This window comes from Actinomyces israelii, assembly GCF_030253495.1.
In the GTDB taxonomy this organism is placed as follows: domain Bacteria; phylum Actinomycetota; class Actinomycetes; order Actinomycetales; family Actinomycetaceae; genus Actinomyces; species Actinomyces israelii.
The window spans coordinates 1,783,639-1,809,602 of the sequence record NZ_CP124548.1 but is presented as its reverse complement, the minus strand read 5'-3'; the positions used below and the strand labels follow the sequence as shown (position 1 = coordinate 1,809,602).

The window sequence follows — 25,964 nt, the reverse complement described above, 5'->3', positions numbered from 1 at the left end:
CATCATGACTGACGCCGCTGAGATCGCACGGCTCAAAGCCGAGGCCGCACAGGCTGCTGCCGAAGCCGCTGCGGCCAGGGCGGCCGCCGCCCAGGCCACCCTGGACGCCGCTCTCGCGGCGAACGTCGCCGACGACTCCGCGTCTCCTGTCGAGGAGACTGCGCAGAGCGCACCCACCGAGCCGGACGATGGACGGACCGGACCGGATGGGCCACCCGCAGCCCCGCCGTCGGGCACAGTCAGGCTCTCCCCATCGCGCACGAAGCCGACAGCGCCGGCGAACAGCGCGCCAGGCCCGACGGCCGACGCAGAGGGCCCTGCGGACATCCAGGATTCCGCCTACACCGCCCAGGTGCGCTCCGGCTACAGCTTCTCCTCCCCCACTCTGCCGGTGGGCACCTACCTGGACACGCTCGCTGACGGCGACCCGGCTCCGGTGCCGGGGCTGGGCGTCGGCATCCCGCTTGGGCTGCTCAACCGCCACGCCCTGGTGGCGGGCGCCACCGGAACTGGTAAGACCCGCACCCTCCAGCTGCTCGCCGAGGGCCTGTCGGATGTCGGCGTCCCGGTCTTCCTGGCCGACGTCAAGGGCGACCTGACCGGCCTGGCCGAGCCCGGCGCCACCAGTGAGAAGCTGGCCGCGCGCCTGGCCACCACCGGACAGACCTGGGAGGCCCGCTCCTTCCCGATCGAGCTGTTCAGCCTGGGCGGCGGGACGCAGTCGGGCGCGGGCGCCATCGGCGGCACCCCCATCCGCACCACGGTCACCGAGTTCGGGCCGATCCTGCTCTCACGCGTCCTAGGCCTGAACAACACCCAGACCTCCGCCCTCCAGCTGGTCTTCCACTGGGCCGACTCCCAGGGCCTGGCCCTGCTGGACCTGAAGGATCTGCGCGCCGTCGTCGACTACCTGACTGGCTCCGACGCCGGCAAGAAGGAGCTCAAGACCATCGGCGGCGTCTCGGCCGCCTCGGCCGGCGTCATTCTGCGCGAGATCGCCGCTTTGGAGGCAGCCGGCGGCGAGGCCTTCTTCGGGGAGCCCGCCCTAGACGTACGCGATCTCATGCGCGTGTCCCCAGATGGGAAGGGCATTGTCTCCGCACTCGAGCTGGCCGATATCCAGTCTCAGGGGACGCTGTTCTCCACCTTCCTCATGTGGCTGCTGGCCGAGCTCTTCGAGACCCTGCCGGAGGTGGGAGACCCGGACAGGCCCACCATGGTGTTCTTCTTCGACGAGGCTCACTTGCTGTTCTCCGGCGCCTCCAAGGCCTTCCTGGAGGCCGTGGTACGCACCGTCCGACTCATCCGCTCCAAGGGCGTCGGCATCGTCTTCATCACCCAGTCACCCACGGACGTGCCCGACGAGGTCCTGGCCCAGCTGAGCAGCCGTGTCCAGCACGCCCTGCGCGCCCACACCCCGGTCGACGCCGCGAACCTGAAGAAGGCGGTCTCCACCTTCCCGGTCAGCCCCCTGGACCTGAGCCGGGTGCTGACCTCGCTCGGGACCGGACAAGCCGTCGTGAGCGTCCTGGATGAGAATGGCCGCCCCGCGCCGGTCGCCCCGGTGGTGGTCAACGCCCCCGCGGCCGTCATGGGCCCGGCGGCCGCGGCCACGGTCTCCCGGGTTCTGGGCTCCTCGCCTCTGAGGCCCGTGTACGCCGACGCCGTGGACAACGAGTCCGCTTACGAGCTGCTGGCCGCCAAGGTGCAGGCCGCCGAGGAGGCGCGCGCGGCGGAGGAGGCCGCCAAGGAGCGGGCCAGGGCCGAGGCCGCCGCCGCCAAGGCCGCCGAGAAGGAGGCGGCCAGGCAGGCGGCCAGGCGAGAGAGGGAGGCGGAGCGTCTGGAGCGCGAGGCCGTCAAGGAGGTGCAGCGCCGCCGGCGGGAGGCCGAGCGGGCCGCCGAGCGGCGCCGACGCGAGGTGGAGAAGACCATCGGCTCCGTCGGCCGTCAGATCACCCGGGAGATCACCCGCTCCATCTTCGGCACCCTGCGACGGCGCTGAGGCGGGCGGCTTCCCTGCTCGCTGCGGGTGCGCATCACCGCTCACGGCCCTCAGCCCGGTGTACCCGCCCGTAGCCCCAGCGCCTCGGAAGGGTTTATATCCCCTTATACGCGATGTGCCACCCGTTGTAGTTCTTGAGGTTCTCATCGAGGTTCTCGGAGAAATGAGTACCGATGAACTGGGTCACGTCATCATACTCTCCAACAGGCCCAGAAGTATGGAGACTCACCTCGAAGTCGGTGTTGTTGGTGATGGACTCAGCGTTGTTCTTGATGCACTGGCCCTGACCGGCCCCCGGGCTGATGAACCTGTAGCAGTTGGACAGGGAGTCGCCATAATCGTCGACGCGCGTGCCGGGAGAAAAATCGGACAGAGACCCGGCGAGGTCGCTGCCGTAGTATGGCTGGAATTAAACAAGATCGGTGTGTGATGGTGTGATTGGGAGGTGCTCGAAGTCGTAGTCGAAGGTGCGGTTGGTGATGTAGGCGGTGAAGGCCGCGAAGGTGTTCTCCGGGGTGTCGCGCTGGAGGTTGGCGATATTGTTCTTGGCGGCGTTCCACACGTGTTCTGTGGGATTGTGGTCTGGGGCGTACGGGGGCATGTAGATGGGCGTGATGCGCTCCAGAGCCTGGCCGGGGGCATAAAGATCGTTCAAGGCCTTGGCGTGGTGGAACCTGGCGTTGTCCAGGACCACCGCGATCTTCTTCCCCTCATCGGTCTCGCGCGCCAGGCGATCCATCATGAGGGCGGGTCTGCTCGGCGTTCTGGTTTCCCTCGATGGGGTAGATCCTCATTTTCTTGGTCGTCAGACTCAGTGCCCCGAAGAACGACCGGCTCGCCTTCTTGCGGTCCACGTACAGCCTTGTTCTCTTTCCCTTGGGAAGCCACATGCGCCGGGTCTCGGCCTCGTGCTCGACGCGGACCTCGTCGACGGTGTAGACCTCCCAGCCTTCTTTCAGCAGATCGGCGACCTGGTCCCGGATCTCGGCCATCCGCCTGGTGATGGCCTTCTCGTCGCGGCGCCCCTCGAACGGGTCGGGGAGCTTGAAGGTCATGCCCAGAAAGCGCATGAGCAGCCGATAGGAGGACTCGGACCTGTACTCGACTCCGAACTTGATCTGCACGACGTCCTTAAGGGCCGGGACGTCCCAGAAACCGGCTTTGACGCCTGCCTCCGAGGGCGGTCTACTGAGAATCTCCTCCAGCTCCTCCTTCTGCGCCCGCTTGAGCTTTGCCGCATTCTCGTTGCCGGCGTGACCGGTTACCACGGAGCCCATCCTGTATCTCCGCCATTCTGACAGCCACTCACGTACCGTCCCCTCGGCCCGCTCGACCATCTCCGCGATAATATCCAGGCCGACGCCGCGGGCAGCGTACACAATCGCCTCCGCCTTCATTCTCACCAGCCTGTAGGTGTCCGAGCGCTTCTTCCACCTGATGAGGATGTCCCGTTCCTCGTCCGTCATGTCGATCTGCATGAGACTATCTTATACGAGGTGCTCCGCAGACGCCAACCAGGAATCCCGCAGCAGCTGCCCCAGAATGCCATTTTGTTTAATTCCAGCCATGTCTCGATCAGGCTGTTACGCCTGGCTGGGCCGGGAGCCATCAAGAACCGTGCGACGCAGGAAAGAGCTCGGCGCCTTGATCGAGTGGGTCCTCAACAGCTCCCGCGCCACCCTGTGGGTACCGCCGTACTCACGCCGCCGGGGCCCGCAGGGGCGTTGAGACGAGCCCGGAGGCGGTGCGCACCCGCCCGTGCGCTCCCAGGGCCCGCCAGGCCGCACAGCCACACCGAAAGGCCCGGCGCCACCGTCCCGGCCGCGGACCTGGGCTCGCGCCCCGACCTGGTCCGGGCGCGGGCTCCCGCCGCCGGCCAGCCGGGAGTGAAGTGGGTGGGCGACATCCACCTGTATCCGCACCTGGGAGGGGTTCGTGTACCTGGCGACCGTCCCCGGCTGCTGCACGAAGAAAGCAGCCGGGTACGCGATTGGGGCGACAGCACGCGGCACCGACTCCGTTGTGCGAGGCGATCGATATGGCGGCCCGCAGGTGCCCGCACACGACAGGGGGGAGACGGTATTCCACTCGGACCGGGGGTGCCAGTACACCTCCGAGCAGCTCTCCCAGCATCTGGGGAGATATGAGATCATCGCTTCCACGGGCAGGACCGGGGTGTGCTGGGACAATGCCTGGGCGGAGTCGTTCAACGCGACCCTCAAGGAACGAGAGGGTCTATCAGATGGTGTATCCCACAAGAAGCAAGGCCATCCGGGATATTGCCTCCTGGATCGAGCTTGAACACACGATCAGAAACGACTCCACTCCGCCCTGGGGTACAGGACGCAGGGCGAGGTCCACCAGGAGCACCGAGCAGCAAGACAAGCAGCCTGAAAGACCGCTTTCAGGGCTGTCCGAGACACGCCCGGCAGTCCAGTTCGCGACGACGCGCATCAGGGCGTCCTCATCGGCGGCCGGCGAGGCATCCGGTAGGTCTCGCGGCTGGTCTTCCACCAGGAGTTTTTCCCGAAGGGTCGACACGTCACCGAAGGCCACCCCCACTCGGGTCTGGTTGGACAGGGTCGCCGCGTCGAAGACCTCCAGACCGACGGCGGTGGGCATCGGGGCCATCCCGAGGGTCTGGCGGAGCCGGTCCACCACGTGACCAGGCACCGTCATCCCACCGTCCCGCCACAGCGGCCACGCGATGGACACGGTGTGACCGGAGCGTCGGTGGAGCTCGACCAGTTCCTCCCGTTGGCGTGCGAAGGCGTCGAGACGGCAGTTCGCGTAGGAGTAGTCAGCCTGCCCTGCGTTGCCCAACACCCCGGAGCACGAGGAACACAGGACGAACAGGTCTAGGTCGTCGCGTGCGGTGAGTTCGTCTAGGACCTCGGCCCCGCGTACCTTCGGCTCGACAACATCAACCCAATCCGCATCGCTCTTTCGAGCCAGTGCCCCATCGCGAACCACGCCAGCCGCATGGACGAGGACATGGAGACCACCAAAACGGTCACGGGCGCGCCCCAGGGCGGCGGTGGTCGCCGCTCGATCCGTCACATTCGCGTCCTCGAGCATCACCGGCACCCCGAGCTGGCGGGCCCAGCGCTCGGTTTCCGCGTCGGCCGGATGGCGGCCGATCAAGACCACACCAGCGACGCCGCGCCCCACCAAGTGCTCGGCCAACAACCGACCGATCCTGCCTCGACCTCCCGTGACCACCGCGATCGCGCCTTCGCGGAAGGGCCGACCGGACGGCGCAGGCAGCTCGATCTCGCGGAGGGACTGACGGAATCGGCCGTCCGCCCCATGCAGGACGACGACATCGTCGTCTCCTCGCGAGACCTCCTGACGGACCCGCTCCACGTCCGGGAGACCGTCCGTCTGGACCACCGAGACTGCCAGCTCCGGGTTCTCGAGTCGGGAGGTGCGGGCAAGTCCGGCCAATCCCTCACCCACCGGGTCGCGCCGATCGGTGACGATCACAAGCCGTCCAGGATTTCTCTGGGCAACCAGGTCGCGGCAGGCGTGGAACACGTCCTCGACCGTGGCCGTTCTCACACTCACGTCCGTTTCCGGCGCGTGTCTCAGACGAGAGGCCTCCCCGACGCACAACACCTGGACCGGGCGGTCCTTTTGCGCAGCTTCCCCCAGATCCCGGGGTACCCAACAGGGGGCGAAGGCGAGGATCCCATCGGTGGTCGAGGGATCGCCGATCGCCACCTCGGGGTTCCCGTAGCTGCCGTTGGCCGCGGGTGCCATCTGGCGCAGCGCCAGGTCATGGACGTCAACACTCACGGCTCCGTCACCGTCCGTGATCCGAAGGTCGAAGCGGGGAACGTGACCAGCGCCCTGGCCTCTCCTGGTCGCATGGGCCCAGCCATTGGACGGAAGCGGCGCGTGGATCCGGACCTCCCCCATGCTGAAGGGCACGGACGGATTGCCGCTCGACTGGTCGACCAACGCCAGCAGTGTGTGCAGGGCCCCGTCGAAGGTGGCCGGGTCCAGTACCCAGCCTCGCTGCTCGGAGGCCGGCTGCGGTGCTCGGGTCCACCGGGCGAGAGCCTCGTCCGCCGAGGACCACACCTCATCAAGACACTGGAATGAGGAACCGTACTCCAGCCCGGATCCCCGGAGCCGTTCGTAGCATTGGACCCCGGAGGCGAATGGCGTCAAACGGTCTCGGATGGCGGCAATCGGCAATGGCTGCTGGGTCTGCGCTGACTCGGACACGAGGCATCTGGCCCGCGCGTGGATCCCTTCGTCCGAAGTGAACTCGATCGACACCGTTCCGCCCGGCCCCGCGGACGCGGCGGACCGCAGCTCCACGGGCGAGGGACCAGCCACCAAGGGCTTGGCCCAGATGAGGTCCTTCACCACGCTGATCGTTCCCCCTATGTGGAGACCCGCCGCGTAGCGGGCCAGTTCGAGGAAGGCGACCCCGGGGAGGGTACGGGAGCCATGAACCACGTGGTCTCGCAGGAAGAGCTCACCTCCTCGCAGGGTGGTTGTGAGGGTCCAGATTCCTTCCCTTTCGTCGACGCTGCCCGCGAAGGGATGCGTTGGTGGTGCGTCCGGAACTGTCCCAGCAACGGGTTCCGGCCCGCTGAACCAGTGGCGGGAGGGCTCGAACGAGTACGTCGGCAGCGACACCTTCCGCCCGGACATGTACGTGGACCAGTCGACGTCCTCGCCACGCAGCCAGTCCCTCGCGGCAGCCTCCTCGTCGCTGTCCCCACTCCCGCCAACCAGGGTCTCTGCTTCCCGCCCGTCGGCAAACTACTCGAGCCGCTCCACGAGCTCGTCGATGGAACCCACCACGACCGCGTAGCGGCGTGGGTGCGCTGTACGTCCCACCGCCAAGGTGTAGGCGACGTCGCCGAGGTCCACCGTGGCAGGCAAGCCCGCAGCGAGCTCGGCCACCGTGGTGTCAAGGCCCGCGACAAGGCCGTGCGGCCTTGCCCCACACTGGGACCGCAGCCGCGACACCACCGACGCGATGGACGTCGCGTCAAGCCCGACGTCGCCCAAGGTGGTGTCCCCGTCCAACTCGGAGAAAGGCACTCCCAGCCACTCGCCCAACACGACCCTGACCCTCTCCAGGTGTCGGTCGAAATCTCGCGACAGGAAGTCCGCCAGGTGTCTCGCGGATCGGCGAAGCTGCGCATCCGTGCGGGCGGAGAGCATGACCACTCGAGGTTCCCCGACGCCCCCCGCAGGTTCGCCTGCCGATGGCTCCTGCCGGTGCTCCTCGACGACCACATGCGCATTCGCCCCGCCGAAGCCAAACGAGCTGACGCCGCCGCGACGTGGTTCGCCGTCGATGACGGGCGCCGGCCATACCGTGGAGCGATCAACCACGGTGAAGGGGCTGCCCTCCAGTTCCAAATAGGGATTTCGCGGCAGGGCATTGAGCGTGCCCGGCATGATGTGGTGGCGCAGCGCGAGGATCAGCTTCACCAGACCCGCGATCCCAGCGGCCGGCTCCAGGTGACCGATCTGTGTCTTGACGGAGCCCAATCCGCAGGCACCGATCGCGGGAGCCCTTCCCGAATGGCGGGCCGACTCGTCGAACGCTGTCGACAGACCCTCGACCTCCACGGGGTCACCGAGCTCCGTTCCCGTACCGTGAGCCTCGATGTAACCGATGTCTGCGGCGTCAACGCTCGCATCATCCCAGGCCGCCAGCAGGAGGTCGGCCTGCGCCCGGGGGTTCGGAGCGCTAAATGAGTGGGCATGACCACCGTGCCCGACTGCAGAGCCTCGTAGCACCCCCCAGACATGATCGTTGTCCCGTATCGCCTGTGCCAACGGCTTCAGGGTCAGGACGCCGACGCCCTCTCCCCGCACATAGCCGTCCGCATTGGCGCCGAAGGTGCGGCAGCGCCCACTGGGCGACGCCACGCCCATCTGGGTGGTCAGCACGTGGTACTGGGGCGTCAGCATCAGGCTGACCCCACCGACCAGCGCGATCTCCGTCTCACCCGATCGGAGCGACCGCATGGCACGATGGACCGCCGTCAGCGCGCCGGAACAGGCGGTGTCCACGACCTCGCTCGGCCCACGCGCGTCCAACAGGTACGAAATGCGGTTCGCGAGCATGGAGTGCTCCACTCCGGTGCCGATCTGGGCCTGGCTGAGACCAGCGGAGGCGAGCAACTGTGCATACTCGTGGAACTGTGCCCCCACGAAGACCCCCAGCCGACGGCCCGTGATGGACTCGGGCTTCCATCCCGCGTCCTCGATGGCCGCCCAAGCCGTTTGGAGCAGCAGGCGCTGTTGCGGGTCCATCATCTCCGCCTCCAGCGGCGAGATCTTGAAGAAGCGTGAGTCGAACTCGTCGAGTCCATCGATGAACCCGCCCCACTTGCTCACCGACCGCCCTTCCCGATCCCCGTCAGCCGAGTACCAGTCCCGCCAGTCCCACCGATCACGCGGAATCTCGACGATGGAGTCGACTCCCCCGACCAAGTTCCGCCAGTACTCCTCTATGTTCCCGGCGCCCGGGAAGCGGGCTGCCATGCCGACCACCGCGATGGGCATGCTCGCGTCCTTGCGGACGTCCATCACCGGGTTGACGGCAGCCGCGTCGTTCGCCAAGCCGTCGGTGAGATCGCCCGGCCGGAGGAGGTCACTGTGACCGTTTGGCACAGGGGCGGGGGCATCACCGAGCAAGGAGTCGGTCGCGTCAGCGGGGTCCGTATCCCTTTCGGGAGCCCGGCTGGCGGGGGGTACCTCGATCTGGTCGCCGTGCTGGTCCACGAGGAGACGTAGCACCTCGCCCAGCGTTCCGCACGCGAAGAACACGGTCGGCGAGACCGGAATCCCCAGCTCCTCTGTCAGCCGTCGCGCATGGGTCTTGAGCGAGACAGAATCAAAGCCGTAGTCCGCGAGGTCCGCCTCGAGGTCAATACGCTCCACCTCGATCCCGAGCGCCCGAGCAGTCGCATCGAGAACCTGCTCGCGTAGCGACTCGGACCCGGCAGTCTCCGGGCGGGCCGGCTCAGCAGCGCCACCCGTCGTGTCGACAGTGGGCAGGTGGTCGGCATCGGCTCGCGGTGCAGGCGCCGCGCCGTCGTGAACGGCCGGCATCACCACGGCCGTTGAGATGCCGCGGGCGAGGACGGTGTCGAAGATGGCAAGGCCCTCTGCCGTGCCGAGTGGCACGACGCCAGACGCCTGCTGGTGGAGTCGCTGTCCCCCCGCCCGCATGGCGCCGTCCTCCCAGAGAGGCCAGTCGATCGATACGGTCGCGCCCCGTCGGGCGCCTTGGGCGCGCAGGTGATTGCGGTACTCGCAGAACGCGTCGAGGAATCGATTGGCGACACCGTAGCCGCCAAGCCCGAAGTCACCCAAGACCGCCGACGCCGACGAGAACAAGATTACCGCATCGAGGTCCTCGTCACGAGTGACCTCGTCGAGCACCTGGACGCCTTCGACCTTGGCCTTGAGGGCACCCTCGAGTGCCCGTTCATCCATGGCACTGAGGGGGCGGGAGTCGAGGACTCCGGCCGCGTGGACGACGGCATGCACACCCCCGCGTTGCTGTCGGACGGACCGCACCACCTCACGCATGGCCGTCACGTCGCTGACATCGGCCTGCAGGTAGACAGCACTGGCGGCACCGGACGACTTCAGCGATTCCAAGTGTTCGCTTGTCTCCAGCGTGGGAGCCGAACGCCCCACCAGCACCAGGTGAGCCGCGAGGGTGGATGCCAGGTGCCGGCTCACGATCCGGCCGAGGGCCCCCATTCCCCCGGTGACGAGGCACACCGCTCCCCGGCGGATGACGATGGGCTCGTCGGCGGCAGCCGGTGCCGCCAGTTCGGGCACGAAACGGGCGCCATCACGACGCAGGACCTCGGGGTCGGAGGCCGCCCACTCACTGACGGCATGGTCGACGCACTCACCGACAGAGGCGGCGCCATCGACCCGGAGAAGGGTGAAGGTCATTTCGGGCGCCACGAGGGCGGCGGAGTGCCCCACCGCCGCTGCAGCGTCATCGAAAGGCTGGGGAACGCTTCCGCGACGAGTCACACACACCACGCGCCGCACTCGCGCCGAGGTCCGTCCGGCTGCGCCGACGAGGTGGAGCGAGGCCCCGATGGCGGGGTCCACGGATGCGTCGGAACCGGCGTGCAGGGGCCACAGGTTCAGGACATCGATGGGGACGTCTCCGGCCTGCGCGGCCAAAAGCTTGTCGAAGTCGCCCGCGCTGCGGGGGCTGATTCGCCAACTCTCTCCCACGGGCACGAGCTCGTCCTCGGAGACCTGACCCACCAGGATGATGGGCGTCGAGGGCCAGTGCCGCCGGACCGCAGCGATGTCGCTTTCATCGCCCATCAGCAACAAGCGTCGAGGGGGCTCGACGGATGATGGAGCGGGTTCTGGCCGCCACGCCGGCACATTCACCTCGAAGTGTCTCGTCGAGTAGACGACGCTCCCGGCGGGCTCGCTTGGCCGTCGCTGGAAGTTGATGTGGTCGAAGCGGTAGGGCGGCAGGCTCACGGGGGGGCGCGAGAGGCTCGCCGTGGAGTTCGGCCCACGGCACGTCCAGTCCGTCCACCCAGGCCCACGCCAGCGGCTCGAGGCGTCGACGCCGGGCGAGGTCCGCCAGGAAGTCGTGCCCGGCCCGGTCGCTGAACAGCGAGGCAATCGACGACGGCTGCGCCATGGTCTGACCCTCGAAGACTGCCTCGGACTCGCCGCGTTGCAGATGCTCCCGAAGCCGGGTGACGAGCTCCGAAGTGCTGGACGCCAGCACGGCGACCCTGTGCCCATGCGCGGTGCGGTTAAGCTGGGTCGTACGGGCGATCGCCTCCAGCTGCGGGGCGGCATCGCAATCTCCTCGTTCCACCCATTCGAGAAGCGCCTCCTCATTGCGGCGCAACGCCGTTTCGGTGTGGCCTGACACGACGACGACGTGTTCGAGGCCGCCATCGCGATCGGCGTGTTCTGGAGCCGGGGCCTCTTCGAGTAGGACATGCGCATTGGTGCCGCTCAGCCCGAATGCGCTGACCGTGGCTCGTCGCGGACCCTGTTCGGGCGCCTTCCACGGTGTTGCTTGCTCGGGAAAGTAGAAGGGGGACTCGTCCCAGACCATCAGATCGCTGGGCGTGTTGACATGCCACGTCGGCGGAATGGTTGCATGACGAAGCGCTTGGACGACCTTGATCACGCCAGCCACGCCCGCTGCCGCCGCGGCGTGGCCCATGCCGGCCTTCACCGACCCAAGCGCACAGTAGGTGCGCGCGGCCGTGAATCGCCGATGCGCTGCGGTGAGGGATTCGGCCTCGACGGCGTCTCCGAGCCGCGTTCCCGTCCCATGCGCCTCCGCGTATCCGATGCTCGTGACGTCAATCCCCGCCTGACGGTAGACCTCCTCCGCCAGGTCAGTCTGGGCTCGGGCGCTGGGCGCGGTGAATCCGTTGGACGCCCCGTCGTGGTTGAGCGCGGAACCGCGGATCACCGCGAGAATGCGGTCGCCACTCCGACGAGCCGCGCCGACCGTCTTGAGGACCAGGGCGCCGGCCCCCTCGCCGGGGACGAATCCGTCGGCGCGACTGTCGAAGGGACGGCAGGCACCTGCCGACGAGAGCAGTGACATATTGCTCATGGCCACGTGGAAGCGCGCCGAAGGCATCACGAAGACGCCGCCTGCCAGTGCCATGTCGGTCTCGCCCGAGCGCAGGCTCTGCACTGCCAAGTGGAGCGCGACGAGCGAGGACGAACAGGCCGTGTCGATCGAGATGCTCGGACCATGCAGATCCAGAAGGTAGGAGATCCTGGCCGCCAGCACCGAAGAGTAGGAGCCCATCGTCGCGCCAGGGTCCGCGGAGGCGCCCTCCAGCTCGTTGAGCAGAGGCGTCTCGTTTGCCACGCACCCGACGTAGACGCCGCACTTCGTGCCCCCCAAGGACACCGGAGGATAGCCGGCATCCTCGAGGGCCTTCCACGCATGTTCGAGGAAGACGCGCTGCTGGGGATCTGTGATCTGCGCATCGCGACCCGACATGCGGAAGAAGAGCGGGTCGAAAAGGTCCGCATCGGGGATGAGCCCAGCGACCTTGCAGTAGGTGCGGTCGAGCCGGTCCGGATCCGGGTCATAGACGGCGTCGACATCCCACCGCTCGCGGGGAACCGGCCTCACCGAACAACGACCCTTCACGATGTTGTCCCAATAGGCTTCTGGATCTCGAGCGTCCGGGAACGTGCCCGACATTCCGATGATGGCGATGACGTCATCGTCGGCCGCCGGGGGTTCCAGGTTCGCGTGGACCTGCCTCGCTGGTGTGACCAGTCCCATAGTTGGGGTCGGTGCCTCACGAAGTTCCCAACTCCCAGGGTCCCGCTCCACGCCGGAATCGCGAAGATGCTCGATGAGCTGATTGGGCGTCGAATGCTCGAAGAGAACCGAGGCACTCAGCTGGGTCCCCAGCGCCGAGTTCAGGGTCGCAACGAGTTCCGGCGCGATGAGGGAGTCGACACCGAGCTCCACGAAGACAGTGTCCGCATCGACGCCGGCGACGTCCGCCTCAACTGCTTCCACCACGGAGCGCAGAACCGTCGCACGCAGCGCATCGGAACCGGACTGCCCATGGTCCCGACGACTCCGCGCTGCCTCTGGCGAGTCGACGCGATGGCCCGCGTCCTCTCGCCCTGGTGTCCGCCGCAGCTCTTGTCGGATCGACGCCGGCTTGGCGGCGACCATGACGTTCTGGGACACGCCGTACCTGCCCACCGTCGGCCCCAGGACGGTCGTGGGGCCGAACCCCCCGTCCGACAGGACGGAACTCCAGTGGGTGGCGTCCAGCAGGGGGGATTCGGGGATTCGCACCTCCGGGTCGCGGAACAGCCACCAGCCGTCGAGAAGCCCCGCCGCCATCGCATACACGTCGGGACAGCAGGTCAGCTCGTTGAGAACGAGGACTCCCCCTGGCCGCAACAACGAGTGCAGATTGCGCGTCGATTCACGAATGTCAGGCGTGGCATGGATGACGTTGGTGGCGATGACGATGTCGGCGTCGTCGTAGGCGAATCCCTGCTCACCGGGATCGGCCGAGATGTCCAGCCGGGCAAAGTGGACGCGCGGAAACTCCTTTTGGAACTTCTTGGCCCCCCATGTGCTGAAGGCCAACGAGAGATCCGTGTAGGCGTAGTCGATGCGGTCCTTCCACCGGTTCAACGCCTCCAGCACCGGCCGCGTGGTGCCCCCGGTACCCGCCCCCACCTCGATCATCTTGATGGTGCGGCCAGCGGGGACCTTGTCGAGGATGTGCTGAACGCACTGCCAGGCGACCAAGTCATTGCACAGATCCGCCATCTGGTTGCCCGTGTAGAGACGGCTCATCGGCGTGTCACTGACCTTGGGGAACAGCACCTCGACCGAGGTCCGGGTGCCAGCAAGGATGTCCGGATAATGCTCGAAGCACAACGCCAACAACGGCGTGTAGACGGCCGCTTCAGCGAACTCTCTCTCGATGTCCTGCCGGCGCTCGTCCAGGGCGGCCATCGGCTGAGCGCTGGCGGTGATCTGCAGGTGGTCGCCAGCGGCGCGCATGAACCCCTCGCGAACGAACATGCTGACGAGATGCTCGAAGTGCTGTCGATGACGATCGATCACCTGGACGCTGTCTGCCAGGGCGTCCACGGTGTGCAAGCTTCCCCGCGCCCAATCACCGGCCGCGTCCGCCAGGACCGCGAACAACGTTTGCATGGCCCACGCGGTCAACGCGCTGTGGGCACGCTCATGCTCGTCGAGTTCCCGGGCCGACAGCTCCGGCGCGACCGATGATCGCTCGGGCCCCGCATCGTGGGGCGCTGACGAGGCCGATTCCATGTCCGTAGGACCGCCGATCCAGTAGCGATGGTCGTCGAACCGATAACCGGGCAATGACAGTCGTTGCCGGTGGTCGCTGACGTGCAGTCGTTCGAAGTCGACCGTCGCACCACCGCAATAGCCACGGAAGAGGTCGGTCAGCTCGTCCGCCGAGATGTCGGGACTGCCTGGGTCACTGCCCCCCTGTCGTTCGCCATCCAGCCAGCGGTCACCGCTCGACCAGAATGGCTCCATCCCGCCCTCCTGGACAACGCCTGCTCGATCTGGAGGCGGAGCGTGCGACAGTCGTCCACAACAAAAGCGCGCCGACGAGCATGGTGCTGGCGACCGACCTGCAAAGTATAGGCGACGTCGCCCAGCGCGGCGTCATGGGTCGCGAGCCATTCCGCCAAGGCAGCGAGGTTCCCCCTCAACGCCTCGTCAGTCCTCCCCGAGACAGGGACCAGTTGCGAACGCTCACGACCGATCGAGCGACGAGCTGGTTTGAACTGCTCGAGGATCACATGCACATTCGTGCCATTGAAGGCGTAGGCGTTCACTCCCGCTCGCGTCGGCAACTCGCCGTCGGACGCCAACCGCGTCGGGGTCGCTCCGAGGACGAACGGCGAATCATGCGATGACAGGTGCCGATGATCGGCCTCGCCCCCGACCCATCCAGGGACCTCGCCGCGACGGAAGGAGGCGAGTACCTTGGCCACTGCGGCCATGCCCGAGGCAGCCACCGCATGCCCCAGGACGCTCTTGGTGGACCCGAGAACGCAACTGTGGGGCGCAGCTCCCAGTTCGGTCAATGCCGCCGTGAGGGCAGAGAGCTCCGCGCTGTCGCTCACAGGCGACCCGGTGCCTTGCGCTTCCAGGAGGCGCACGCTATGCACGTCGGTCTCGCTGTCGCGGTACAGCTTGACGATCATGTCACGCATGGATCGGGTGACCGGCGCCATGATGGACGGCGCGCGTCCGTTGTGGCTCATTGCGCTGGCTCGGACGATCGCGTAGACGTGATCGCCGTCGGCCAGCGCTGACGGCAAGGGCTTCAGGACGAGCACTCCCACACCATCGCCGAGCACCATTCCGTCGGCGTCTTCGCGGAAGGGACGACACCGTCCGCTGGTGGACAGCAAACCCGCCTCTGCAGCAAGCGCCTGGAACCGCGGCGAGGTCACGAATACTCCGGCAACGATGGCGAGCTCGCACTCTCCACGCCGAATGCTTTCCGAGGCCATGTGGAGCGCCGCCAAGGACGAGGTGCATGCGTCGTCCACCGTCACGCAGGGGCCCCTCGTGTCGAACCAGTGGGCGAGCCGACCGGACAAGACGGACATCTCGTTGCCGAGCAACGCCTGGGAAGAAGGCCCGTCCACCCCAACGACCTGATCCTCGTAGCCGCCGACCTTCGCTCCGACGAAGACCCCCACACGGTCACCTGCCAAGGAGGCCGGGTCATGCCCGTAGTCCTCGATTGCGTGATAGGCCTCTTCGAGCAGCAGACGCTGCTGGGGATCCATCCTGCGCGCCTCACGAGCGCTGATGCCGAAGAACGGCGCGTCGAACCGGTCTGGGGTGGGGATGAGCCCGGACGGAGCCTGGTCGCAACGCCAGGTGATCGAGCCCTCATTCCTGGCGTCGGCCCCCCACAAGGCCGCCTCGAGCGCGTCGACGTTGTCGAGATCCGCGAATCTCATGGACTGACCGACGATCGCCACGGGCACCGTGGCTTCCTCTGCTGGCGTCGAATCCGATGTGAAGTCGACGAGCCGGTCGTCGGGCGCGGGCGTGGAGAGCAGCGACTCGATGTGCCCCGCGAGTTGCCCGGGAGTGACGAAGTCAGAGATTGCCTCGGCGCCGAGGCTGATCCCCAACTCGTCGTTGAGCGCATCGACCAAGTCGGCGGAGTCCACCGAATTTAGCCCCAAGTCCGCCCATGTTCGGGCAGGGTCCCAAGGGCCGACATCCTGCCTCAAATGCACCTTGGCCAGTCGTTCGACGACGTCAGACAGGGAATCACGGACGGGGGACATCGTCATGCGGTCAGCCGAAAGCAGCTCCTCGGCGGCCGTGGACAGCCCAGCCAGGGTCGGATGGTCGTAGATCGCCTCGGCACCGAGGGTGAGGCCGTACTCGGCGTTGATCTCGTCGACGAGATCGACACCGAGGACCGACGTCAACCCCTGCTCCGCCATGGGTAGCGACGGGTCGATCTCCGCCTCGTCGCCGTTGGTGATGTCAGCAAAGAGGGAAAGCAATCGAACAAGGACGGGGGTGGGAGTCACTTGTCAATCTCCTGTCAGATTGTCGGTCGTCTGGCGGCGCTCACATGAAGTTGTCGGATCTGGGCATGTCGGGGACTTCGCACAACGTCACGCCAGCGTCGTGAAAGGTGGCCCATGGTCGAACTGCTCAGGTAGCCGTCCTGAACGAGTCGCGACGGGATGCTGATGCCCTCGGAGCGCGAGAAGATCTCGTCACCCAGCACCGCACTGTGCGCCGCGACGATGTCGTAGTCAACGTCGACGAACCCGGTCTCGCGCAGGAGCAGCGGAAGGTCTCGGCCGATCAGTGGGTTGCCGCCCTCGTCCTCGCGCGCCCTGCAATAGGCCGAGTACACCTCGCGCAACTCCGGCACTGGCGGGCTCGCCATGAGATGCATCTCGAAGTCGTTGTCCACTACGACCGCACGTCCGCCAGGCTTAGTGATCCGAAGGATCTCGTGCAGCGCCCTCTCGGGATCGGGCAGGTGCTCGAGGACGAGTCGCACGAGCACGAAGTCGAATGCCCCTTCTTCGTAGCCAGTGTCCAGAATGCTCGCCTCTCGAACGGTCACGTCCAACGACTCCTCGGCGAACATTTCGCGAGCGCGCACCACCAGGTCGGGATCGAGTTCAAGCCCGTGCAGTTCGAGACCGGGAAACTCGTGGGCCATGTGGCGCAGAACGAAGCCGGGACCACACCCCAACTCGACGACCCGACGGGCGGCGCCGAGCCCGTAGGACTCGTAGAGCCTTCTCTCCTTCTCCCAGAAGAGGTCGACCTGGGCCGAGAGCCGCGCCGTCTCGGCGTCAATGCCGGCGCCGATTGAGCAGACATCATACGAACTGGCACGGGTGCGGGACGCGACGACAGGAGCTCCTTGCTGCGGCATCAGCGCTCCTCCAACGATTCGAGGAAGTCGATCAGTCGGTCCGCGACCGCGACCCAGTTCGAATCGAGCATGGCCGCGTGGCCAACGCCGGGCACGATGGTGGCGTCCACGCCATAGGCATCGGCAGTCGCGTGATTCACCTGCGGGGCGAAGAACAGGTCCTCTTCTCCCCCGATGACCGCCACCGGCACGCCCACCGACTTGGGGTCCCGCAGAACCGTCCGTGACAGTTGCTTTCCGGCACGCTGTGATTCTCCCTGCATCCGGCTGCCGTACGAGACGAGCGTGTCCTTGTCGAGATCGCCGGCGAAGAACATCCCGTAGGGGAAGGCCGCCCGATCAGCAGCGTCCTCGGGGCCGAGCTTGCCGCTGTGCAGCTTCCACAACTTGACCATGGCCCCCATGCCGAGCTTCATCCACGCCAGCGCCTCCTTCCCCCCGACGCCGGACGGGGGCATCGAGGACAACAGCACGACGCCGGACACAAGGTCCTCGTCAGCGCCGAGGACCTTCTGAACGATGCCACCACCCATCGAGTGACCGACAACGACCGGTCTCGTCGGCATGGCCTTCAACGTCTCGACGACGTCCTCGACGTACTGCTCGAGCCTCAGCGATCTGAGCGGCTGCGTCGTGCGGCTTGCGCCATGTCCCCGCAGACTGACCGCCCACGAGCCGTAGCCCCGGTCCGCCAGATACGGCTGGAACTTCTCCCAGCACCATGCCGCGAAGTATCCGCCGTGGACGAAAAGGACGGTGGTGCCACGCCCCTCCCCCGTCGGTTTCACCCGAATCGTCTCCAAGTCCAGCATCACGTTTCTCTATCGGTCTGCATCATCGGTTTCGAGTAAGTCATCCAGTCCGTCTGCGTCATCCAGGCGCGTGACCGATCGGATGCCATGCGTCAACGTGGTCAGTCAGCTTGCGAAATCTGCGAAGCCCCGTGCCCTCGAATCCAACAACCGGCCCATTTCGGTCATCAGCCTGATCCCGATGTCATCGACGCGACGGTTCCGCCAGTTCTCGAACTCGGTGCCCTTGACCCACTGGTTGAACGCCCCCAGCGCCGGTCCGCAGTGGACTTGGAAGTCGACCACTTGGGTCTTGTCTCCGGCTAGGGCGAGCTGCGTCGAATGGGCGAGGTACCACTTGAAGACCGCCAGCATCTTCTGCCGATCGGTGGGCGCTTCCCCGCAGTTGGTGCTGACCCGCGACTTCACCTCGTCCCAGATGCTGTCGAAGGAGCGACGGAAGTACCGCTGCTCGAGCTGGTGGCGCGTGTCCACATCGATCGCCTCCCAGGAGTCGAACTGGCGGTACAGGGAGTAGAGCTTGTTCGCGCGAGCCGGGAAGAACACTCCTCGTCGCAACACCTGCACACGGCTTCCCAGCTCGAACATGTCCCCCGCCGGCGCGTAGTCGGTGTCCTGGACGTTGATGTCCTGAAGAAGGTCCTTCACCACGTCGCTGGCCCCGGACTCGACGGTGCACTGGTTGATCGAACCGGTGACGATGTACTCAGCGCCGAGCAGGTAGGCGGCGGCCGCAGACTCAGGAGTTCCGATACCACCGGCGCCCCCGACTCGCACCCGAGGCAACTGCGGCGACTCCTCCTGCATGCGGTCCCGCAGACGGGCAATGGTGGGGATCAGGGTGAGGGCGACCGCAGCGTCCGTGTGCCCACCCGAATCAGCCTCGGCCGTGACATCGTCTGCCATGCGCACGTCACGCGCGAGGCTCGCCTCCTCGGCCGTGATGACCGCCGCATCCTTGAGCTGCGAGACGATCGATTCCGGCGGCGGGCTCATGAACGCGGCAGCGACCTCGGGGCGGGAGAGTTTGGCCATGACCCGGTGCGGTGTGATGACCCGCCCGTCCGCACCCCTGTGCGCGCCGTTGAGTCGGAACCGGACCAGGGCCGGACTCACATCAATGAAGGCGGATGCCTCGATCACGTTCACGCCTCGCGAGAGCAGCAGATCGACCAACTCGTCCTCGCGTCGAGGATCACCGTGACTGTGCAGAAGGTTGAACCCAAACGGCGTCCCCGCCGGAAGCCGCCGCTGGAGATAGTCGATCGAAACGCCGACCTCGGACAGTGGCATTCCCCCAGTGCCGACGAACCCGAGCATGCCGGCCAGCGCGATACGCTCAACGAGTTCCTTGGACGCAATCCCGCGATACATCGAGCCGGTGACATAGGGATGCTTGAGCCCGTATGCCGAGCAGAGCGTCTCATTTCCGGGCGCTGGCACGGGGGCGGACTCAACGCGCGGCTCTGGTTGTCCCGAAATGACCGATCGACGTACCTCCTCGGCGCGGGTCGTCTTCTCGTTCTAAGCCTTCGCGTCGCTGCGCACGATCGCGCGTGTCAGGCCGGTCAGCACGTTGCCGGGACCGACTTGCTCAAGGGTCGCTCCGGCGCGCAACAGGTAGCGCACCGTATCAACCCACTGCACGGGAGAGGTGATCTGCTCGGCAAGAAGGCGCGCCGTGTCCGCGTCATAGGGGCGAGCGGTGACGTTTGAGATGACTGGGCAACAAGGCCTCCCAAAGGAAATACCCTTCAGCTGTTGCTCGAACTGCTCCCGCGCATCGCGCATGTAGCGGGAGTGGAACGCACCGCTGACGTTGAGCGGCACGAAGCGTGCCCCCGCCGCCGTGAAGAGCTGCTCGCAACCCAGCACATCTTCACGCATTCCGGAGATGACGACTTGCTCGGGCGAGTTGAGGTTGGCGATGTCGACGGCCTCCTGGCCGCCCTTGGCGAGGACTGCGGCCACAGCGTCTTCGCCAAGTCCCAGGATCACGGCCATTCCTCCACCCCGGGTCCGAGCCATCAACTGACCTCGGATCTTCACGAGGGACAGCCCCGTGGCGAAGTCGACAATCCCTGCCGCATGGAGCGCGTTGTATGGCTGGGATTAAACAAGATGGTATTCTGGGGCGGTTGCTGTGGGATTCCTGGCTGGCGTCTGCGGAGCATCTGGCGCAGGACTGCCTCGTGCAGATCGACATGATGGACGAGGAGCGGGACGTCCTCATCGGGTGGAAGAAGCGTTCGGGCACCCTGCAGGCTTGTGAGAATTGAGAGCGGAGGCGGTTGTGCGCGCTGCCCGCGGCGTCGGCCTGGATACTGTCGCGGAGGTGGTCGGGTGGGCCGAGGCGGTGCGCGAGTGGCTGTCGCGGTGGCGGCAGGGGCGGGCTGAGCCCTCGTGGTGGTCGGGCGTGCCGTGGGCGAGAGCGCGGCAAAGCTCAAGCGGGCGCAGAAGGGACGAGGTGGAGGAGGTTCCTGGTGAGCCGCCATCGAAGCCGCTCTCGGGGGCGGGCGCCGGGGCCGGCTTCTGGGGCGCCCACGGCTTCTTGAGGACGTCGCGTCCGATCAGGTTCGGTGCCCGGTAGGGGTCGGACTCCTCCTGACCTGCTGCTCATGCGCCTTGTCGGGCATGAGCCTCAGGCTCCCCGACCCGTCCAGGGGGCGCCGCGACAAGAGAGGGGCGCCGCCAGGCGGATGGCCGAGGTCCGAGGCCAGGTCAACGATCTGCTCCAGGACGGCTGGGAAGCCTGGTGCCGTCGACGAGGTCCGCGTGGAGCACGAGGCCGCGACAAGGCGCATATGGCTTCCCAGGGGGAAGAGGACAAGGCTGTCCGCGGACCGGGCGAAGGCGAGCAGGTCGTTCCTCGGGGCACCGGGCCTGACGACCAGGAAGATGGAGAACACCTTCGCGGCCTTCACCGCCTACATCACCAACCGCACCTTCGACTACGACTTCGAGCACATCCCAGTCACACCACCACACACCGGTCTTGTTTAACTCCAGCCATACTCACCCAAGCTGTGTCCCGCGACGAAGTCGGGAAGAGGCGCACCGTTCGCTGTCTTGCTGAGATAGCTCAACGCATTGACGACGTAGAGGGCTGGCTGCGTGAACTCCGTGTTGTCCAGGCGATCCTTCGGACCGGCGAGGCACAACTCCTTCACCGACCAGCCGAGGATCCGATCGGCCTGGGCGAGCTCTTCCGAGTGCTGATCAAAGAGCTCATGGCCCATACCGATGGACTGTGAACCCTGACCTGGGAAGACGTAGGCGAGCAACTCGTTGCCATCGGGTCTCCCGGACGGTTGTGGTGACATGAGACGGAGCTCCTCCGTAGTGGTGTCGACGGATTGGGGGGTGGTTGAGGCGCATCGGCCCCTCCCCGTGGGGTCTTGGTCGGACAACGTGGACAACTTCTCGACCATGTGGCTGCTGTTCATGAATGGCGTCACCAGGGCGTAACTGGACTCGGCGGGAATGGAGTGCTGGCGCAGGATCGCGGACATCGAGGTTCCCGGTCCGATCTCGACACAGCGATAACGCCCCGACTGGGCCATTGCCCGTAGGGCGGTCGCTGCCCTGATCGGTTCTCGGAAGACGCGCCACCAGTGGCCGGGCTCGAGCGAGTCCACTCGTCCACCAGCGGCACACGAATAGAAGGGCACTCGCAGTGATGCTCCCGCACCCGCTTCCGTGCGGGCTGGAGGCTTCAGGGAGTCAAGCCGCCTTGAGTGGAACGGATACCTCACCGGCAGCGCGACGTAGTTGACGGCGGCGGCATCCAGTTCGGCCTGCAACGACTCGAGGTTGTCCAGCCCTCCCGTCACGACGAAGTGCTCCGGCCCGTTCACCGACACGAGGTCGCACTCGTGTCGGGTGGCGATGCCATCGTGCCATACCTCCGGACGGGCAAACACGGCCACCATTCCGCCCGGAGAACACTGCTCGACAATTCGATCGGATTGTTCACAGATCATTCTGACCGCCATCTCGGCCCCGAACCCGCCAGCGAACGTGGCCGCTGCCACCTCTCCCAGGCTGGCCCCCACCAAGCAGGTCGGCTGCACCCCGCGTCGGATCAGGAGCTGCGATACGGAGTACTGGAGCGAGAAGATCGCCGGATGGCTCACGCGAAGGTCCGTCACGGCGTTGGCCCACTCATCACCATACAGCGCGTCCAAGAACCCGTCGCCGCGGTGATCCCGCACCACGGTGTCGATCTGCTGCATGTCCCTTCTGAACTCGGGAAACCGCAGCCAGAGGTCGTGCCCCATGCCGGGGAACTGGGAACCCTGCCCGGGAAAGATGAATGCCCAGTCACGCATGGGCCACCCCCGCGACGAGTGCCTTCGTTGAGCCGAATCCTTCGAGCTCCGTGTCGCGCGGATGCCCCAGAGCCACCGCGTAGTTTCCGATTCGAACCGCCCTGGCCCCGTACTGGATGAGATTCCGGAACCGGATGCGGTACCCATCATGATCTGCGACCACGGACGACACCTCGAGCAGCGAGGACGGCACGGTCAGTCCCGTGAGCATCGCCTTACCCACCGCCTCCTTGGCGCACCACAGATAGGTACTCATCTCGAGCGTCGGCACCCGGTGTGCGAGACACAAACTGACCTCGCTGTCGACCACTTGGGATCGCAGGGCGGCCTCCCGCTTCCGATCGATCAGCTCGATGTCGATTCCCATGGGATGCCCGACGTCGAAGGCGACCGCCACGGCGCATCCGCCGCTGTGAGCGATGCTGACCCCGACCCTCGCCGACTCAGGGCAGCGGACGATCGGCTGTCCGAACACACCAGGCTCGATGAGGATCGAGGAAGGACGAAGCCACGTCGCGAGCTGCGCGCAGATCGCCAATTTCGCTGCATGGTGCCCAGCCACGAAGTCCGACCGCCTCTTGTCGGACCTCGCGCGCCCCAGCTGCTCCCACTCGTGGGGGTGCAACGACTCCACGAAAGACGACCAGTCGCCGACGGGAACGCAGCTGATGACCGCTTCCGACTGACGGTCCGAGCGCGACAAACGCAACCGCCTCGTGCTCTCGAACACAGTCGTGCCTCACCTCCGGTCCGTGTACAGGTCCCAAGAAAGTCGCGCAGATAACGCGCAGCGGTTGACCGCAGCGCTGTCGGTGCGCTCCACTGCCCCGCCGGCGGATGATGCCCGGGGCTCTTTCGCCAGTTAGGCCGAGATGTCCTTGCGCCGATACACGAATACTGCGGCGGCAAAACATCCGACGATCACGAACAATGATACCAGTAGATGGGCAAGATCCATCGCGGCGCTCCCCTTGGTCGCTTCGCCGACTCGGACGTAGGAGAAGAACGAGAACCACGACAACCACTGGGCCGAATCGCTGGAGTTCGCAAGCAACTGAAGGAAATAAGCGCCGAGAGAAATTCCGATAGCGAGCGGGTAAATGACCCGGGAACGCACTACGAAGACCGACAGAAGGAATCCGATCGCAGCAAACATCAAGTGCACGAGAAACGACCCGAGAGCCAACTGGGCAAGCGCCTGCAGGGAATACCCGTCCTGCTGGAAAGCGGCACACATCGCCCAGGACGCGAGAAACAGAACGATGTTGAGGGCGACAGCATAGAAAATGACCACTGCGATCTTCGTCACCACGATCGCGGTACGACTCAGCGGCTGCACCAACAGGTACTCGATCGTGTTGTCGTCTTCTTCCTTGGACAAGATCGTTGCGCCCAGCATGATCAAGTAAACCGCGCCCAAGAGTACTAGGACCGAGAAGACACGAGCCCCATAGTACCCGGTGATGGTGGTCATGTCGACGTCGGCAAGGCCGAACATTGCCACTTCCGCCGGCGAAAACTCTTGCAGAGCCTCCTTGGCAAAACCGTACTTTTCGTAGAACTCAGGGTATCCCGCCATGCGGAAGATACTCATGAGTGGCAAGATTAACACCCAGACGATGAACAAGGTGCGGTGACGACGAACATCCGTGCGAAAAAGGACCCCATTCACGTCAGGCCCCCTTCTCTTGAGTCTTGTCATCGCCCGAATAGAAGTTCAAGAAGACTTCCTCGAGAGGCGGGTCTTCGATTGTCAGTTCCTCGACCTCATACCCGGCGAGCCAGCCGAGCAGCCGATTGACATCGCCCTGGATCATGAACTTGTACCCAAGTTCCGTCTTCTCCATGGAATTGGCCCCCGCGAACTCCGGCGTCACGTCAGGGTCGCGGAACCGGACTCGAACCGACTTGTACTGGGCCGCACCGGGCTCGGACAACTCCTCGACCGCGACAAGCTTGCCCTCCCTGATGATCGCGACCCTGTTGCAGAGTCGCTGCACCTCGCTGAGGACGTGGGACGAGAAGAAGACGGTCTTGCCAGCGTCCTGTTCGTTGCGAAGAATCTCGTAGAAGGTGTTCTGCACCAAAGGATCCAGGCCGCTGGTGGGTTCGTCGAAGATGAGCAAGTCGGGATCGTGAAGAATGGTCTGGATGATCCCGACCTTCTTCTTGTTTCCCGTCGACAGCGAACGGAACTTCTTCGACAGGCTGAGATCCAGCCGTGAACTGAGTTCCTTGATCTTGTCAGACCTATCGACATCGTGAAACTTCGCGGACAAATCAAGCAACTCACCCGCCGTCATGTCATCGTAGAGGCTGACGTCTGCGGGGAGATAGCCGATTCTCTTGTGGATCTCGCGGGACTCCTCGACCACGTCGTAGCCCAAGACCTTCGCGCTCCCACTCGTGGGCTTCAGGAAGCCGAGAAGTGTTCGGATCGTCGTGCTCTTTCCCGCGCCATTTGGGCCGATGAAGCCAAAGACCTCGCCCTTCTCGACGGCGAGATTGACGTCTTCGATACCACGGGATTTTCCGTAACTCTTGGTTAGTGAATGCGTCTCAATGACCGGCGACATGAGTCACCCCCCACACCGAATGGGGGACGTGGCCGTGCGACGGATTGTGGCGGTCTGACACATAGTCATGCGTATACCTTGACCCATCCGACGGGGCACCACGCCGCGAGTGTGCAAGACGAGCGGACGATGGCAAGACCGACGGATGTGCTCTCAACTTGTAGGGATAGACGAGGGCATCAATCCAAGGATTGTTGCCCGGTTCAGGAGCGCATCTCGACAGTAACAACGCCTCCACTGGGGTGTCAATGGCTGGTCCCGCCAAGCTTCGACGGACTAGTGGACCCGGCCGGACTCGAACCGACGACCTCCGCGGTGTAAACGCGCTGCTCTACCAACTGAGCTACAGGTCCGCAGCCCATGGAGGGCCGTGTGGGCGACGTTATCAGGTGCGGTTCTCCGCTTCAGGGCAGCCGGCATCGCGTGCGCGGCAGGACGTGCTCGCACTCGGCGGCGCGTCCCGCACGCGGGGCGGCTGCCAACGCCCCGGTCAGCGCCGGCGGCTGGAGATGCGGATGCCGCTCCAGTGCTCCCCCATCGAGGCCGCTGACGTCGCGTGCATGCCGGCGGTCCCGGCCGCCTCCTCGATCTCGGAGGCGGGAACCGCACCCGTGGTGCGCGCCTTGGGCGTCAGCAGCCACAACAGGCCATCGCCGTCGAGATTGGCCTGCGCATCCACGAGCAGGTCAGTCAGGTCATCCACGTCGCCGTCGTCGTGGCGCCACCAGATGAGCGCGGAGTCGGCTACATCCTCGTAGTCCTCGCCCACGAGCCCGGTTCCAGTCTCGGCCTCCGCAGCCCGCCGGAGAGCTTCGTCAACATCGTCGTCGTACCCGAACTCCTGGACGATGAGGCCCGAGGCGAAGCCGAAGGCCCCACCTGCTGTGCTCGTCACTATGGTCTGCTCCCTTCCTGGGCGTTGCGCCCCTTTGCCGGCCCCGCCGTCGAGGCCGTGGGTACTACCCCACCGTACAAGGGCGGGGACGCGCAAGCGAACACGCATACGCAACTCTGCCGAATGCCTGCGCAATGGGGCGGCGCCACGCCCTTCGCCGGTGCCAACATGCTGCACATCACACGTGACCTGGGACTTTCTTCCCTCCGAGGAACGGTTGCGGCCGCTCAAAGGCCCTAGGTTTAGGATCGTACGAACTCAGGCGGACCCGGCGCGTGCCCACCGGCTCGATCGACCACCAGGCGTCCAAGAGCCGTCCGGAGCCACCTCCGTCGGCCCGCCACCGACCGCACAGACGCGAGGAAAGAAG

The 25,964-nt window shown here is 65.8% G+C and carries 18 protein-coding genes, 1 tRNA gene and 1 pseudogene; 4 read left to right on the top strand and 16 right to left on the bottom strand.

Going from position 1 to position 25,964, the window contains the following annotated elements:
* Positions 1 to 4 precede the first annotated feature (4 nt).
* Positions 5 to 2,002, top strand: a complete 1,998-nt coding sequence (locus tag AIF0345_RS07430) for a helicase HerA-like domain-containing protein (protein ID WP_285297792.1) — start codon at positions 5 to 7, stop codon at positions 2,000 to 2,002.
* 115 nt (positions 2,003 to 2,117) lie between these two features.
* Positions 2,118 to 2,432 (top strand): hypothetical protein, encoded by a 315-nt coding sequence (locus tag AIF0345_RS07425; protein ID WP_285297791.1) that lies wholly within the window; start codon positions 2,118 to 2,120, stop codon positions 2,430 to 2,432.
* Here the strand turns inward: AIF0345_RS07425 and AIF0345_RS07420 are convergent.
* The 10 genes and pseudogenes from AIF0345_RS07420 to AIF0345_RS07375 form a co-directional block, all read right to left on the bottom strand.
* On the bottom strand, positions 2,412 to 2,744 hold the full coding sequence (locus AIF0345_RS07420) for a transposase (protein WP_285297790.1): 333 nt from the start codon (positions 2,742 to 2,744) through the stop codon (positions 2,412 to 2,414). The genes AIF0345_RS07425 and AIF0345_RS07420 overlap by 21 nt on opposite strands.
* Positions 2,713 to 3,480: an IS630 family transposase gene (locus tag AIF0345_RS07415; RefSeq protein ID WP_285297789.1), complete on the bottom strand. Its 768-nt coding sequence runs from the start codon at positions 3,478 to 3,480 to the stop codon at positions 2,713 to 2,715. Before AIF0345_RS07415 ends, AIF0345_RS07420 begins: the two co-directional genes overlap by 32 nt.
* Before the next feature lie 760 nt (positions 3,481 to 4,240).
* The gene (locus AIF0345_RS07410) at positions 4,241 to 6,670 is read right to left on the bottom strand and encodes an SDR family oxidoreductase (RefSeq protein WP_285297788.1); all 2,430 of its coding nucleotides are present in this window, start codon (positions 6,668 to 6,670) and stop codon (positions 4,241 to 4,243) included.
* 111 nt (positions 6,671 to 6,781) lie between these two features.
* Positions 6,782 to 10,345 (bottom strand): type I polyketide synthase, encoded by a 3,564-nt coding sequence (locus AIF0345_RS07405; RefSeq protein ID WP_285297787.1) that lies wholly within the window; start codon positions 10,343 to 10,345, stop codon positions 6,782 to 6,784.
* Positions 10,335 to 14,075 (bottom strand): beta-ketoacyl synthase N-terminal-like domain-containing protein, encoded by a 3,741-nt coding sequence (locus AIF0345_RS07400; RefSeq protein WP_285297786.1) that lies wholly within the window; start codon positions 14,073 to 14,075, stop codon positions 10,335 to 10,337. Before AIF0345_RS07400 ends, AIF0345_RS07405 begins: the two co-directional genes overlap by 11 nt.
* Positions 13,979 to 16,111, bottom strand: coding sequence for a beta-ketoacyl synthase N-terminal-like domain-containing protein (locus tag AIF0345_RS07395; RefSeq protein WP_285297785.1), 2,133 nt, complete (start codon positions 16,109 to 16,111; stop codon positions 13,979 to 13,981). The genes AIF0345_RS07400 and AIF0345_RS07395 overlap by 97 nt, the downstream gene beginning before the upstream one ends.
* A gap of 14 nt (positions 16,112 to 16,125) precedes the next feature.
* Positions 16,126 to 16,980 (bottom strand): methyltransferase domain-containing protein, encoded by an 855-nt coding sequence (locus AIF0345_RS07390; RefSeq protein WP_285297784.1) that lies wholly within the window; start codon positions 16,978 to 16,980, stop codon positions 16,126 to 16,128.
* Positions 16,980 to 17,792: an alpha/beta hydrolase gene (locus AIF0345_RS07385; protein ID WP_052374541.1), complete on the bottom strand. Its 813-nt coding sequence runs from the start codon at positions 17,790 to 17,792 to the stop codon at positions 16,980 to 16,982. Before AIF0345_RS07385 ends, AIF0345_RS07390 begins: the two co-directional genes overlap by 1 nt.
* Before the next feature lie 105 nt (positions 17,793 to 17,897).
* Entirely contained in the window at positions 17,898 to 19,235 is a 1,338-nt protein-coding gene (locus AIF0345_RS07380) for a PfaD family polyunsaturated fatty acid/polyketide biosynthesis protein (RefSeq protein WP_285297783.1), read from the bottom strand.
* Between the two features lie 81 nt (positions 19,236 to 19,316).
* A pseudogene (locus tag AIF0345_RS07375) lies at positions 19,317 to 19,883 on the bottom strand (acyltransferase domain-containing protein); the annotation flags it as partial.
* Between the two features lie 47 nt (positions 19,884 to 19,930).
* Between AIF0345_RS07375 and AIF0345_RS07370 the strand changes: the two are divergent.
* Both AIF0345_RS07370 and AIF0345_RS07365 read left to right on the top strand, forming a co-directional pair.
* Positions 19,931 to 20,071, top strand: coding sequence for a hypothetical protein (locus tag AIF0345_RS07370; protein ID WP_285297782.1), 141 nt, complete (start codon positions 19,931 to 19,933; stop codon positions 20,069 to 20,071).
* Positions 20,072 to 20,567: 496 nt separating this feature from the next.
* Positions 20,568 to 20,795: a hypothetical protein gene (locus AIF0345_RS07365; RefSeq protein ID WP_285297781.1), complete on the top strand. Its 228-nt coding sequence runs from the start codon at positions 20,568 to 20,570 to the stop codon at positions 20,793 to 20,795.
* Here AIF0345_RS07365 and AIF0345_RS07360 read toward each other — a convergent pair.
* From AIF0345_RS07360 to AIF0345_RS07335, 6 genes are all read right to left on the bottom strand, one after another.
* The gene (locus AIF0345_RS07360) at positions 20,792 to 22,123 is read right to left on the bottom strand and encodes an acyltransferase domain-containing protein (RefSeq protein WP_285297780.1); all 1,332 of its coding nucleotides are present in this window, start codon (positions 22,121 to 22,123) and stop codon (positions 20,792 to 20,794) included. The two genes, AIF0345_RS07365 and AIF0345_RS07360, sit on opposite strands and share 4 nt — an antisense overlap.
* The gene (locus AIF0345_RS07355) at positions 22,116 to 22,853 is read right to left on the bottom strand and encodes a 4'-phosphopantetheinyl transferase family protein (protein WP_052374543.1); all 738 of its coding nucleotides are present in this window, start codon (positions 22,851 to 22,853) and stop codon (positions 22,116 to 22,118) included. The genes AIF0345_RS07360 and AIF0345_RS07355 overlap by 8 nt, the downstream gene beginning before the upstream one ends.
* Before the next feature lie 132 nt (positions 22,854 to 22,985).
* The gene (locus tag AIF0345_RS07350; RefSeq protein WP_285297779.1) at positions 22,986 to 23,825 is read right to left on the bottom strand and encodes an ABC transporter permease subunit; all 840 of its coding nucleotides are present in this window, start codon (positions 23,823 to 23,825) and stop codon (positions 22,986 to 22,988) included.
* On the bottom strand, positions 23,797 to 24,699 hold the full coding sequence (locus AIF0345_RS07345) for an ABC transporter ATP-binding protein (RefSeq protein ID WP_285297778.1): 903 nt from the start codon (positions 24,697 to 24,699) through the stop codon (positions 23,797 to 23,799). Before AIF0345_RS07345 ends, AIF0345_RS07350 begins: the two co-directional genes overlap by 29 nt.
* A gap of 280 nt (positions 24,700 to 24,979) precedes the next feature.
* Positions 24,980 to 25,052, bottom strand: a tRNA-Val gene (locus AIF0345_RS07340).
* Between the two features lie 137 nt (positions 25,053 to 25,189).
* The gene (locus tag AIF0345_RS07335; protein WP_043559128.1) at positions 25,190 to 25,594 is read right to left on the bottom strand and encodes a DUF3052 family protein; all 405 of its coding nucleotides are present in this window, start codon (positions 25,592 to 25,594) and stop codon (positions 25,190 to 25,192) included.
* Positions 25,595 to 25,964 lie beyond the last annotated feature (370 nt).

What these genes read in the sequence shown, in the direction of transcription:
- AIF0345_RS07345 (WP_285297778.1), bottom strand. Translation starts at nt 24,699, where the DNA reads ATGTCGCCGGTCATTGAGACGCATTCACTAACCAAGAGTTACGGAAAA.
- AIF0345_RS07430 (WP_285297792.1), top strand. Translation starts at nt 5, where the DNA reads ATGACTGACGCCGCTGAGATCGCACGGCTCAAAGCCGAGGCCGCACAG.
- AIF0345_RS07390 (WP_285297784.1), bottom strand. Translation starts at nt 16,980, where the DNA reads ATGCCGCAGCAAGGAGCTCCTGTCGTCGCGTCCCGCACCCGTGCCAGT.
- AIF0345_RS07405 (WP_285297787.1), bottom strand. Translation starts at nt 10,345, where the DNA reads ATGGGCGATGAAAGCGACATCGCTGCGGTCCGGCGGCACTGGCCCTCG.
- AIF0345_RS07385 (WP_052374541.1), bottom strand. Translation starts at nt 17,792, where the DNA reads ATGCTGGACTTGGAGACGATTCGGGTGAAACCGACGGGGGAGGGGCGT.
- AIF0345_RS07400 (WP_285297786.1), bottom strand. Translation starts at nt 14,075, where the DNA reads ATGGAGCCATTCTGGTCGAGCGGTGACCGCTGGCTGGATGGCGAACGA.
- AIF0345_RS07420 (WP_285297790.1), bottom strand. Translation starts at nt 2,744, where the DNA reads ATGATGGATCGCCTGGCGCGCGAGACCGATGAGGGGAAGAAGATCGCG.
- AIF0345_RS07415 (WP_285297789.1), bottom strand. Translation starts at nt 3,480, where the DNA reads ATGCAGATCGACATGACGGACGAGGAACGGGACATCCTCATCAGGTGG.
- AIF0345_RS07360 (WP_285297780.1), bottom strand. Translation starts at nt 22,123, where the DNA reads ATGCGTGACTGGGCATTCATCTTTCCCGGGCAGGGTTCCCAGTTCCCC.
- AIF0345_RS07350 (WP_285297779.1), bottom strand. Translation starts at nt 23,825, where the DNA reads ATGACAAGACTCAAGAGAAGGGGGCCTGACGTGAATGGGGTCCTTTTT.
- AIF0345_RS07410 (WP_285297788.1), bottom strand. Translation starts at nt 6,670, where the DNA reads ATGTCCGGGCGGAAGGTGTCGCTGCCGACGTACTCGTTCGAGCCCTCC.